General features: G+C 39.4%; 12 protein-coding genes and 2 rRNA genes. 11 read left to right on the top strand and 3 right to left on the bottom strand.

The annotated features are described in order from the left end of the window. The 4 genes from LC036_RS14295 to LC036_RS14280 all read left to right on the top strand — a co-directional run. Nucleotides 1-114: ribosomal RNA gene (locus LC036_RS14295) — 23S ribosomal RNA — on the top strand; the annotation flags it as partial. Between the two features lie 90 nt (nucleotides 115-204). Continuing rightward, nucleotides 205-318: ribosomal RNA gene (gene rrf, locus LC036_RS14290) — 5S ribosomal RNA — on the top strand. A gap of 478 nt (nucleotides 319-796) precedes the next feature. Then, nucleotides 797-1,012, top strand: coding sequence for a hypothetical protein (locus LC036_RS14285; RefSeq protein ID WP_226583890.1), 216 nt, complete (start codon nucleotides 797-799; stop codon nucleotides 1,010-1,012). A gap of 103 nt (nucleotides 1,013-1,115) precedes the next feature. Next, nucleotides 1,116-1,319, top strand: coding sequence for a hypothetical protein (locus LC036_RS14280; protein ID WP_226583887.1), 204 nt, complete (start codon nucleotides 1,116-1,118; stop codon nucleotides 1,317-1,319). A gap of 96 nt (nucleotides 1,320-1,415) precedes the next feature. Here the strand turns inward: LC036_RS14280 and LC036_RS14275 are convergent, their stop codons facing one another. Next, on the bottom strand, nucleotides 1,416-2,675 hold the full coding sequence (locus LC036_RS14275) for an NAD(P)/FAD-dependent oxidoreductase (RefSeq protein ID WP_226583884.1): 1,260 nt from the start codon (nucleotides 2,673-2,675) through the stop codon (nucleotides 1,416-1,418). Between the two features lie 103 nt (nucleotides 2,676-2,778). On the opposite strand from LC036_RS14275, the gene LC036_RS14270 reads away from it, so the two are divergent. Together LC036_RS14270 and LC036_RS14265 are read left to right on the top strand one after the other, a co-directional pair. Further along, nucleotides 2,779-4,386, top strand: coding sequence for a polysaccharide biosynthesis protein (locus LC036_RS14270; protein WP_226583881.1), 1,608 nt, complete (start codon nucleotides 2,779-2,781; stop codon nucleotides 4,384-4,386). Nucleotides 4,387-4,400: 14 nt separating this feature from the next. Then, entirely contained in the window at nucleotides 4,401-5,123 is a 723-nt protein-coding gene (locus LC036_RS14265) for a pseudouridine synthase (protein WP_226583878.1), read from the top strand. A gap of 115 nt (nucleotides 5,124-5,238) precedes the next feature. On the opposite strand, the gene LC036_RS14260 is transcribed toward LC036_RS14265, so the two are convergent. Continuing rightward, nucleotides 5,239-5,436 carry a DeoR family transcriptional regulator gene (locus LC036_RS14260; protein ID WP_413229908.1) on the bottom strand — a complete coding sequence of 66 codons (198 nt, stop codon included), beginning with the start codon at nucleotides 5,434-5,436 and terminating at the stop codon, nucleotides 5,239-5,241. 182 nt (nucleotides 5,437-5,618) lie between these two features. On the opposite strand from LC036_RS14260, the gene LC036_RS14255 reads away from it, so the two are divergent. From LC036_RS14255 to LC036_RS14235, 5 genes are read left to right on the top strand one after another with little or no spacing between them, the layout of a single operon-like run. After that, nucleotides 5,619-6,638, top strand: coding sequence for a potassium channel family protein (locus LC036_RS14255; protein ID WP_226583871.1), 1,020 nt, complete (start codon nucleotides 5,619-5,621; stop codon nucleotides 6,636-6,638). Between the two features lie 2 nt (nucleotides 6,639-6,640). Next, nucleotides 6,641-8,020 (top strand): dipeptidase PepV, encoded by a 1,380-nt coding sequence (pepV, locus tag LC036_RS14250; protein ID WP_264188357.1) that lies wholly within the window; start codon nucleotides 6,641-6,643, stop codon nucleotides 8,018-8,020. Between the two features lie 20 nt (nucleotides 8,021-8,040). After that, nucleotides 8,041-9,222 (top strand): MFS transporter, encoded by a 1,182-nt coding sequence (locus LC036_RS14245; protein ID WP_226583866.1) that lies wholly within the window; start codon nucleotides 8,041-8,043, stop codon nucleotides 9,220-9,222. Next, nucleotides 9,219-9,782, top strand: coding sequence for an RNA 2',3'-cyclic phosphodiesterase (thpR, locus tag LC036_RS14240; protein WP_226583864.1), 564 nt, complete (start codon nucleotides 9,219-9,221; stop codon nucleotides 9,780-9,782). Before LC036_RS14245 ends, thpR begins: the two co-directional genes overlap by 4 nt. Further along, a complete protein-coding gene (locus LC036_RS14235) occupies nucleotides 9,782-10,702 on the top strand; it encodes an NERD domain-containing protein (protein WP_226583860.1) in 921 nt (306 codons plus the stop codon). The genes thpR and LC036_RS14235 overlap by 1 nt, the downstream gene beginning before the upstream one ends. Here LC036_RS14235 and LC036_RS14230 read toward each other — a convergent pair. Beyond that, on the bottom strand, nucleotides 10,689-11,708 hold the full coding sequence (locus tag LC036_RS14230; protein ID WP_226583857.1) for an EAL domain-containing protein: 1,020 nt from the start codon (nucleotides 11,706-11,708) through the stop codon (nucleotides 10,689-10,691). The two genes, LC036_RS14235 and LC036_RS14230, sit on opposite strands and share 14 nt — an antisense overlap. Between the last annotated feature and the right edge of the window lie 67 nt (nucleotides 11,709-11,775).

Genomic DNA, 11,775 nt, shown 5'->3' with positions numbered 1-11,775 from the left:
CCCTTTGCTTTAAGCAAATAAGATCCCTCAGAGACGATGAGGTTGATAGGTCTGAGGTGGAAGCGTGGTGACACGTGGAGCTGACAGATACTAATGGATCGATGACTTATCTATCTGATGTACAATCAGTCGTGAAATGATACCATTTTCATACAAGATGTTTCCTTATTCAGTTTTGAGGGTTCACCTCAAACTTTATATTGATGTGGTAATGAAGGCGAAGAGGTCACACCTGTTCCCATGCCGAACACAGCAGTTAAGCTCTTCAGCGCCGATGGTAGTCGGGTTTACCCCCGTGAGAGTAGGACGTTGCCACGTCAACCGAAACCCCTTTTGAATGTTAATTCAGAAGGGGTTTTTTGTATTCCTATTGGATAGTGTTCTGTTATAATGGCTTCTTCAAAAACAGGCACAATGAACCAGACAATAGAAACAGAAGAAATATAAAATACAGGGTTACGTCTTAAAGGAAGATCACTCATTTCACCTCAAATAAAATGTGGTAAAATGTAGGGGATACATAAAAGGCAGATACTTTAATTATTGGGATTAATAGAGTACCTGTTTAGTTTAAAGCGATCATGTTCAAGGGTTATTCAAGGACATCCTCATAGGGGAGGAAGTCTTTGGTGCTGTTCTTCCTTCCAACCTATATGTAATGCAATTGATTTGTTGAATTTTTTGTGCGAGAGAAATGATTTAACACAGGAAGTGTACGCTTGTGTTTGAAAGGGTGGTTATTTTGGTCCAAATTGAAAGAAAAAGAAACACATTCTGGAATTGGAAGTATGCCATGATGATCTTACTGATTCCGATAGGGTTTTATCTGGTTTCCTTAAAAAACGAAATTAGTTCTCTACAACATATTCTTTTCGTAATCATCGTTATTTGGCTTGCGATTGTAGGGGTGTTTGGAATTACTAATCGTTTTGAAAGACTGCAGACCTACGGATATCTATATCTGTCCAGTAGTCTAGTATTTGCGTTTTTAGGTCTTGTGTTTATTTGGTAGAAGTGGTTGTTTATTGGTAGATTCCTCGTTATACTATGTATGAGAATATATGTTCGGAGGGATCGTCATACAGCTGAAGAGATGGAGTTATTCAAGAAGGAAAATGGTCCGGGGGTATTTTGATAAGTTTCCGCATTCCACCATCTATTTTAGACGTATTCGTAGATTCTATATTGTCTACATGGTCGATTGGGATGAGAGAGATCCAATAGTCATGGCAAAGGATAGAGAAGAGATGCAGCAACTTCTAAATCGTGAATTAGGTCGTGAAAAAGAGTATGAACAGAGAAAGTCGAGGAAGGGATGACCTTTCTCGACTTTTTTAGTGAAGAGCTTATTCTGTTAAAGTGACCAGTCTCTTATCTGTTTTTTATGAGCATGACGTTTTTGAAGTTCAATATAGTTACCCCATGGACTCCCATGCTGCATGCATCCCGGCGACTCTGCCGGTAACCATAGCTGAAGTAATGTTATAACCACCGGTGTAACCGTGAATATCCAGGATTTCTCCACAAAAGTAAAGGCCATTCATTAATTTTGACTGCATAGTGTTGGGGACGATTTCTTTTATTGATACCCCTCCGCCTGTAACAAATGCTTTTTCAATAGGCTGTGAATCATAAATGTTTACTTGGAAATGCTTTAGCAGATGAGTGAAACTCCTTAGTTGTTGATTCGAGATATTTGCTGATTTCTCATCATTCTCAATTTCTGATTCGTCCAGCAGATAATCAAGATACCTTTCTGGGACAAGCCCTTTTACCACGTTTCGGAATGTTTTTTTAGCTTGATCTTTTGTTTCACTTTGCAATCTTTCTAATAGGGAATTTTCTTTCTCGTCAGGAAGAGCGTCAATTTCTATAGTTACGGAACGATGCCCTTTCCTTAGTTCTTTCACAGCATACTGGGAACACCTTAGTATGGCTGGGCCGGATAAACCGAAGTGAGTGAACAGCATATCCATGCGGTGAGTAACAATTTTCTTATCTTTTTGGTTTAGAACGGATACATTGACATTTCTGAGCGACAGTCCTTGTAACGTTTTATTTTTAATAAACGCGTCTTTTGAAAGAAGAGGAACTTCAGTTGGAAATAAATCAGTAATGGTATGGCCGGCTTTTTTAGCCCATGCATACCCGTCACCTGTAGAACCTGTATGAGGGACAGCTTTTCCTCCAACAGCCAGAATCAAAGATTTCGTCCTCACTTTTTCCTGCGATTTTAAGATTACTTCGTGTTCTTCTTCACCGTAATGTATAGCTTCAACAGGTGTTTGTCTACGTACCTCGATATTTAATTCATCCATGCGATTTAAAAGTGCCTGTACGACATCTTTAGCTTTATTACTCACTGGAAACATACGTCCGTGGTCTTCTTCTTTCAGAGCAACGCCAAGACCTTCAAAGAAATCGATAATGTCATAATTATTAAATACAGAAAAGGGGCTGTACAAAAATTTCCCATTTCCTGGAATGTGTTTGATGACCTCTTCTTCAGGAAGACGATTGGTCACATTGCATCTCCCGCCTCCTGAGATCGCCAGTTTTGTACCCAGCTTTTTACCTTTATCAATTAAGAGAGTTTTTACTCCTTGTTCAGCTGCGGCAATGGCAGCCATGAGTCCGGATGGACCTCCGCCGATGACGGTTACTTCATAAGTCATGATTGTCTTCCTTTCTAAACTCATTCGTTCCTTGTTGTTCCTTTATCTATGATAAAATAGATAAGGTCGATTCTACAATAAAATTGAAGGTGAAAAGAAAATTATGTCGAAAATTCTCAAAGGTACGATGTTATTAACAGCAGGAACATTCCTGTCAAAGTTCCTAGGAATGATTTATACGGTTCCTTTTGAAAACATGGTAGGTACAGAAGGGACAGACTTGTTTTCCATAGCTTATGTTCCTTACAGTATTCTTCTCAGTTTATCGAGTATGGGAGTACCCGTAGCTGTTTCCAAATTTGTTTCTAAGTACAACTCATTAGGAGATTATGAAACAGGACAAAAAATGCTGAAAGCTGGTTTAACCTTAATGTCCATCACAGGGGTTCTGGCCTTTTTCATTTTGTTTTTCTCTGCTGAGCAGGTAGCAGCCTGGACGATTGGGACAGAATCTGAACGTTTAGGGCAGGCTACAATGGTTATTCAAATGGTCAGTTTCGCTTTGCTTGTCATTCCTCCGATGAGTATAACAAGAGGTTTTTTCCAGGGCCATGAGTCGATGGCGCCTACCGCTGTATCACAAGTGGTAGAACAAATTGTAAGAATTGTATTTTTACTTGTATCTGTGTTTATTATTGTCCAAGTTCTGCAGGGTCCAATCCCTAGAGCTGTTGGCTTTGCGACTTTTGCTGCATTTATTGGCGGGATCGCTTCATGTATCGTCCTGTATGTGTATTGGATCAAGCGTAAACCATTCCTGGAGCGGCAAATACAGGCACAGAAGATGACTTATGGTTTGTCCAACAAAGACATGTTCAAAGAACTGTTCACCTATGCCGGACCGTTTATATTAGTGGGAATTGCCACACCGCTTTATCAGCTTGTCGATCAATTCACGCTGGAAAAAGCAATTAAAGCGAGCGGCATGGAATATAATAATGCTTTTTCAATTATTAACTTTCTGAGCCACAAGCTCATTATGATTCCAGTTACGTTGGGGCTTGGACTTTCCTTAGCTCTACTTCCCGCTATCACACAAGCCTTTACGAAAAATGAAATGAACCGGTTGAATCATCAAATCAACCAGGCACTGCAGATCGTTGCTCTATTGATTATACCAGCGGTTGTAGGTCTCTCTGTTGTTGCTCTTGAAGCTTATGCTACGTTTTATGGAGTAGAAGAGGTTGAATATCGTGGAGCTCTCCTTCGATGGTATGCACCTGTCGGGCTCTTTCTTGCATTATATACGGTTACTTCTTCTATTCTGCAGGGAATTAATAAACAGAATTTTGCTGTGATCAGTCTTGGAACGGGAATACTACTAAAAATCAGCCTGAATTGGTGGCTGATTCAGCTGTTTGGAGCAAAGGGTGCAATTTTTGCTACTGGCATTGGTGTCCTTGCGGCTGTATGTTTGAACTTCTGGCGTATCTTCACCTCTATAGAATTTTCGTTTAGTCAATTGTTCAAACGTACACTTCTTGTGTTCATTCTGACATCAATCATGGCTGTTGTCGTCCTCTTTGTGAAGTGGATACTGGGCTTTATTTTTGATCCATTGGAAAAAAGGCTGGACTCTCTTATTGTATTAACGTTTAGTATTGGTATAGGTGGAGTCGTGTACCTGTTGTTAACATATAAGACAACATTATTAGAACGTGTCTTAGGTGGACGCGTACGTGTACTTGATAAGTTTTTAAAGCGCAGGTAAGGAGGTAAAGGGAATTGAGAATTGATAAATTATTGGCGAATATGGGCTATGGTACTCGAAAAGAAGTGAAAGCTCTTCTTAAAGGAGGAAATGTACGTATTAATGGTCAACCTGAAAAGAGTGCCAAAGTTCATGTGGATACAGAAAAAGATCAGGTGACAGTGATGGGAGAAGAGGTTGAATATAGAGAATATATTTATCTTATGATGAACAAACCAGGAGATTTGATCTCAGCAACCGAAGATGCTCATGACACGACAGTTATTGATATCCTCCAACCAGAAGATCATGTATTTGATCCGTTTCCTGTAGGGCGCTTAGATAAGGATACGGAGGGGCTGTTGTTAATAACGAATGACGGTGTATTGAACCACCGTTTAACATCTCCTAAAAAAAATGTAGGAAAAACCTATTATGCTGAAATTGACGGCCGCGTGACGGAGGAGGATGTCAGTCAGTTTGCTGAAGGTGTAACGCTGGATGATGGATATAAAACTAAGCCCGGTCATCTTGTCGTATTATCTTCTGGTGAACAATCAGAAATTGAACTGACAATCACAGAAGGGAAGTTCCACCAGGTAAAGCGTATGTTTGAAGCCGTGGACAAAAAAGTAGTGTATTTGAAACGCATAAGAATAGGAGAACTAGACCTTGATGAAGAACTAGAACTTGGCGAATATCGTGAGCTGACAGATGAGGAACTTCAATACCTTATGAAAATTACAAAACTTGACTAACACATCTAATGTGAACTTTGATAGAAATACGATGCCTAAACTTGCTGTAAATGAACAAAAATAAAAAGACACCCGGAACTCTAATTCCGGGTGTCATCTATATAACATACTTCATTTATGATATTTTGACTTTCTTTTCAGTGATTGTCCACTCTCCACGATGTGGACTTGCAACCAGTCCATTGTATTCTAATATGCTTAGGTCCCTCTGCATAGTACGATCGGTGATACCAAACTCATCTGCTAACTCATTAGTCGATACTGTTCCCCGGTCTCTTATATAGAGATAGACAGCTTTAATGCGGTTGAGCATACGTGATGATGGATGATTCAAAAAACCACTCCTTAATCGTCTTTGTATGGAACTTGTGGTGCTTGTGAATCTCTGAAGTTGGTTTCATTCTACAATAAAGTAATAGTCAGTGCCACTTAAATAGATTAAATTTACAGATTATTCACCTAATTTACAGGTTATTAATGATTGGAGGTCTTTGATTGTTTCTTCTTAAAAAAATTCTTTTGAAAATGGTAAAGGTCAATAATCTCGTTTTGTTTTTAACTAGTGCTATTCTTATTGTGCTATCCACTATTTTAATCGTGCTCGTTGAAAATGATACATTTCCAACCTTATTTGATGGATTCTGGTGGGTGATGACGACAGTTACAACCGTAGGATATGGAGACTATTATCCGGTTACGACTGCCGGTCGTTCCATAGCTATTGTATTATATGTTCTGGGGATCGGACTTATTGGTGTTGTGATTGGAAAAATTATTGATGGACTGGCTCTTTTTAGAAAAAAGCGACTGGAGGGTGATATTGTGCACAAAGGTAAGAACCATTTTGTTATTATCGGATGGTCCCAAAAAGCAAAATTTGCGGTAAAGGAAATCGTCGATACAAGTGAGAATTGTGAAATTGTCATTATCGATCAATTAGAAGAGGCACCTGTGTTAACCGATACGATTCATTACATAAAGGGGGATGCTTCTGATATTGAAACCCTCCAGCAAGCAAATGTGGCCGAGGCAAGGGCTGTACTAATCTTTGCAGATGACCGATTGGACAATGATCAATCTATAGACGGCAAGTCATTATTGATAGCTTCTTCTATAGAGACAGCTGCTCCAGAGGTCCATACGATAGTAGAAGTGATGGAAGAAAAGCATATAAAGAATTTCAAACATGCTCAAATTGACGAATTCATTGTATCAAATGAGACTATATCTTCTTTAGCTGTGCGTTCAGCTTTCCGTAAAGGGGTCTCTGAAATTTATGGTCAATTATTGAAAAGATCGGTAGGGGAGGACCTTTTTTATATTCCTGTCCGGGCTAATTGGGAAACATATCGCGATGCTTTTCAGGACTTGTTAAATGAAGGGGCAACATTGATTGCCGATCGTAATGATTTGACGATTAACCGCAAATTAGAAAGACCAATTCCTAAGGAAGCAGAACTCTATGTTGTATGTGACAAAGCTACTTACGACCAATTGATAAAAAAAGGAGTATGATTATGGATTATAAAACTCTGAGTCAAACATACGAAGAAGAATACATACAGAAAACGATGGAATTATTAAAGATCCCAAGTGTTTATGAGGAAGATGAAGAAACTCCTTATGGAAAGCCAATTCTTGATGCATTAAATAAAATGTTGGAGATAGCCGGTAAAGATGGCTTTACAACTAAAAATGTTCATGGGCATGGAGGACACGTGGAATTTGGTGAAGGAGAAGAAATTATAGGAATCTTAGGCCATCTAGACGTCGTTCCAGCAGGTGAAGGCTGGACTACACCTCCTTTTGACCCGGTTGTGAAAAATGGAATTCTCTATGGACGGGGTTCTCAGGATGATAAAGGTCCAGTGATGGCTGCTTATATAGCTATGAAGCTTTTAAAAGACCAGGGTTTTCAACCTAAGAAGAAAATCAGGTTAATCTTAGGCACAGATGAGGAGAGAGACTGGGAAGGAATTGAACACTATTTTAAACATGAAGATATGCCGGAGGTAGGATTTACTCCAGATGCATCATTCCCTGTTATTCATGCTGAAAAAGGGCTTTTGGATGGTTATCTTACTTATGCAATATCTCCAAAATCATCTGATCTTTCTACTTATCTTCTAAGTTTTACAGGTGGTGACCGTTTAAATATGGTTCCTGATGAATCAACAGCTGTATTATTTTCAACCGCAGATATTCAACGTTCGTTCAATGATTATATAGAGAAACACCAGTTAAGTGGTTCTTTAACAAAAAATGACAACGAATATGTGCTGAGTATGAAAGGGAAAGCTGCGCATGCGAGTAAGCCCGAAGGAGGAAGAAATGCTGTTATAGACTTGCTGGGCTTTTTACAGACGATGCCACTCCCTGCCGACGATCAAAAAATCATAGACCATATATATGAATCGTTTCTTGTAACAGATGGCAGCGGCCTGGGGTTGAATATCATGGATGATGTTTCGGGTGCATTAACCAGCAATTTAGGGTCTTTAGTACGCTCTGAAGATATGTGGAAAGCAGGATTCAATTTAAGATATCCTGTTACAGCAGAATATAACGATGTTCTTCATCAGTTAAATGCTATTGCTGAAAGAAATGAAGGATCGTTGGCTGTCTATGACCATCTTCCTTCCATTCATTTAGAAAAAGATCATCCATTTGTGGAAACTTTATTGTCCGTTTATAACCAGACTACAGGGGAGAAAGCTTCGGCACAATCGATTGGAGGCGCAACGTACGCACGCTCTCTGGAAGCAGGTGTTGCTTTTGGTGCTATGTTTGCAGACAGCCCGGACACAGCGCACCAGGTAGACGAGCATGTCCGTTTGAAAGATATGATTAAAGCGATAGAAATATATGCAAAAAGCATTTATGAACTCTCTAAATAAAGAAAGAAGGACTTTGATAAATGCCGCAGTCTGCCACTGAAAAAACCTACCGTTTTATACAGATTTTTTATTTCTTTACTTTTTTTGCCTTCGGAGCCATTTTTCCTTTACTGTCTGTGTTTCTTGAAGAAGAAAAAGGGTTATCCCATACTCAGATTGGAATGGTCATTGCCGCTTTGCCACTTGTCACTATTTTTATGCAGCCAGTATGGGGCATGCTTAGTGATTACACTAGAAGGCCGAAGCGGCTTTTAATGTTGGCTTCGCTGACGGCTGGTTTGCTGGGTGCTTTCTATCCTCAACTTTCCATCTTCCCTGCTCTTTTTATAGGCATTATCTGCATAGCAATTTTTCAGTCTGGAATCGTTCCTTTGTCTGACAGTCTTTCTCTGAATTTTGTTCAACGAAATGGCAAAGAATATGGAAATATCCGCCTGTGGGGAGCTGTAGGTTTTGCTATCGCTGTATTTGTCTTGGGGGGTGTGACCGAATCAACCGGTTCCATGGATTGGATCTTTTACTTTTTTTCAATTGGCCTGGTTATTGCTTTAATTACTCTTTTTCAGTTTCCAAAAAGAGCCGAGGAGGTATCGCTTCCTTTTAAAAAAGGTTTACATACATTGATAAAGCAGAAATCATTCCTTTTGTTCCTAATCTCCAACTTCTTAATTTTCGGGCCGGTATTGGCAAACAATTATTATTTTGGGACTTTTATATTGACAGTAGGAGGGACCCTCTCAGGGGTAGGAGTGGCTTTTCTGTTGGCTGCTGGAAGTGAAGCTCCATTTATGAAGTTTGCCCAGCAGGTGATTAACCGCTTTGGAGTCTTGGCCGTTCTTATACTCAGTGCATCTGTATCCTGTCTGAGGTGGCTGCTCTATTATTTTGAGCCCTCAAGTGCAGTTGTGTATGGAAGCACTATTGCTCAAGGCGTATCAGTCGGCCTTTACATTCCTGCTGCTCTGCTTCTTGTAAGAGAATTAGCTCCTGATGATGTCAGGGCTACGGCTGTGGGATTATATTCTGCTGTAGGGAACGGATTGGGAAATGCCTGTTTTACTTTCCTTGGTGGAATAATGATAGATTTTTACAGTGTTACTTTCATGTATGGACTGTTTTCTTTAATGACGTTTATTGGAATGATCATTCTGCTGGTTATAAAGAAATGGACGAAGATAAATGGAAAGGAGCAATTCGATTGAGCAGTCACTATTTTATAGGAATTAAAACCGATCAGAAAATTGCAGATGCGCTGCAAGAATGGCAGGAAGTGTTGAGCGAATCAATGAGTTATAGGAATTGGACAAACCGAGAAGATTTCCATATAACCTTAAAGTTTTTAGGCGGGACTGCCGAAGAAATAATAGACGAATATATAGAAGAAATAAAAAGCCAATCATGGCCATCCCCTTTCAATGTAGGCATAGGACCTGCTGGTTCATTTGGGGAGCGGACATGCCCGCGGGTTTTTTTCGCTGAGGTTGAGAAAGCTTCGGAGTTGATGGAAATAAAGCGTAAAATAGAAAAAACAGGTCATTTACTCGGTATCGATGAAGAGTCCAGAAAGTATCATCCTCATGTGACGCTGGCTAAACAGCAGGCCGAAGGAAGGTCTCCTTTATCACAGGAACATATTCCTGTCATCTTTCAGTCAAACTATCAGATGAAGGTTCATGCTTTTTCTGTATTCAAAATTCATCCAGGTAAACAGCCTAAATATGAAAAAGTTGCAGATATCGACTTAAATAGAAAGGGATTCTAATGGCTCAGCTAATTAAACTGTACGACTATATTTCCAGATATGAAGTGAATATGTTTCAATATCCTGCACGATATATACGCTTAAAAAGTGAACAGTGGCAGGATAGACATGAACGATTTGAGAATAAAGGGCCGGCGGATAACAGGAACCCTGCGAAATCTGAAGACATACGGGAAGATAAATCTTTGACCTGGAAAAGGTTTTTACCTTTTAAAAAAAGTGGGGAAGAGAGCGGGAAGGCTGCTCCCCCGCTTCGTGAAGGTCATCCAAAAACTTTGAAGGAATTAAAACAGGAGTATTTAGATCAGCTATTTCCTTTTCAGTTAAAATGGGCAACTACAACCATTCAGAAAAAATCATTTTTAAATCCAGCTTATAAATCTGATCCTCTGCTTACTTATTATCTGCAACGCTTTCCAGATACATATCTGCTCATGTATCAGCCTGTTGCAAATATGAAAAAGACCCAGGTGGAAATGGATAACATTCTTATCAGTCCTCATGGATTGGATATCGTTACTTATATCAATGCAGAACCTGGAGAAATCGTTTACCCAGGTCCAGGCCATACATGGATGATAGAAAAAGATGGTCACCAGCGTAAGATATTAAACCCTTTAATTAGTCTTAAGAGAACAGAAACTTTTGTAAGAAGCGTGCTTGATAAATATACTATAAACTTTCCCTACCAAAAGGTAATCCTGGCTCCTGAACTCAACTTTGACAATACTCAGAAGCCTTATTCAACTATTTATGTGGGGAAAGAATTGTACAGTGGCTGGCTTTATGAAAAGAGAAAAGAACCTTCTCCTTTAAAGCACAATCAATTAAAAACAGCGGATGCCCTATTAAGGCACTGCTGGACCAGTGCAGTGAGAAGAGCCGAGTGGGATACTGAACAGCAGCTTAAGGAAGAATAAGCTCTTTTTCAGGCTCAGCTTGAGGTCTTCCTATATAGTATCCCTGTCCGTAATCGGCACCTAATTCTTGAAGCCAATCCCATTCTTCTTTCGTTTCAATTCCTTCAGCAAGTACATCAATTCCAAGCTGATCCGCGTGGTTCATAACCTTATATAAGAACTCCTGATTGCGAGCGTTTGTATGGCAGTCTTGTACATAAGAACGATCGATCTTAACATAATCCGGCTGGAGAAGGCTTAACATCTCAAGTGTACTGTAACCGGTTCCGACGTCATCGAGCGCAACTTTCATTCCAGATGACTTGTATGTATCCAAGATAGACTTGAGGTGCTGAACATCTGTAATTTTTTCTGTCTCTACAACTTCGAATACAAGATCAGAGGGGGAGATACCGAACTCTTCTACAATTTGAAATGTATGCTTGAGGCAGAATTCCGGTACGTATATGGTCGATGGTAGAAAATTAATAAAAATCTTCTGTCCCTGTACCAAATATTTAGATTTTGCTTTTACAGCAGCTCTTCTAGCTTTCTGGTCAAGCATGGATTGAAGTCCAGATCGTGAAGCATAAGCAAACAGTTGACCTGGATTCACTTTATATTCTTTTGTTCTAAGAAGTGCTTCATAACCATACACTTCATTTGATTTCATATTCATTATAGGCTGTAAATGAGCAACAAAATTACCTTCATGGATGATATCGGCAAGTTCGGGATGACAGATTCTTTCATATAAATGCTGAATGGAAATAGGAAAAGAGTGAGAACTTTCATGATTCAATAGATGCACCCAAAAAGAAGGGGGGGATTCTCTGAAGATGACTTCCAAAGCAGACTTCAGCTCGCTCAAACTATTATACTTGTATATTAAAGTATCCTGGTTTTCATGTACGAGTGAAAGTGAAGATCCCTCAAAGTAGTTATCTATATCTGAATGTTTAGCTACAATGGAACCCTCTTTTGGTATAAAAACCGAAGTTCCACAAAACTGACAATCTTTCGCCAATGTATACTCCTCCTTTTTTACTAATAGTATAATAGAATAGTGTATAAATGTGTAATGTTTTGATTCC

It is taken from the genome of Halobacillus litoralis (genome assembly GCF_020524025.1).
In the GTDB taxonomy this organism is placed as follows: Bacteria; Bacillota; Bacilli; order Bacillales; family Halobacillaceae; genus Halobacillus; species Halobacillus litoralis_D.
The sequence above is the reverse complement of the archived record's forward strand: the minus strand, read 5'-3'. Positions and strand labels throughout refer to the sequence as shown.

Bases quoted from the DNA above. Each gene is read 5' to 3' on its own strand.
- LC036_RS14285 (WP_226583890.1), top strand. From the start codon at position 797: ATGATCTTACTGATTCCGATAGGGTTTTATCTGGTTTCCTTAAAAAAC.
- LC036_RS14280 (WP_226583887.1), top strand. From the start codon at position 1,116: ATGGTCCGGGGGTATTTTGATAAGTTTCCGCATTCCACCATCTATTTT.
- LC036_RS14275 (WP_226583884.1), bottom strand. From the start codon at position 2,675: ATGACTTATGAAGTAACCGTCATCGGCGGAGGTCCATCCGGACTCATG.
- LC036_RS14270 (WP_226583881.1), top strand. From the start codon at position 2,779: ATGTCGAAAATTCTCAAAGGTACGATGTTATTAACAGCAGGAACATTC.
- LC036_RS14260 (WP_413229908.1), bottom strand. From the start codon at position 5,436: ATGCTCAACCGCATTAAAGCTGTCTATCTCTATATAAGAGACCGGGGA.
- pepV (WP_264188357.1), top strand. From the start codon at position 6,641: ATGGATTATAAAACTCTGAGTCAAACATACGAAGAAGAATACATACAG.
- LC036_RS14245 (WP_226583866.1), top strand. From the start codon at position 8,041: ATGCCGCAGTCTGCCACTGAAAAAACCTACCGTTTTATACAGATTTTT.
- LC036_RS14235 (WP_226583860.1), top strand. From the start codon at position 9,782: ATGGCTCAGCTAATTAAACTGTACGACTATATTTCCAGATATGAAGTG.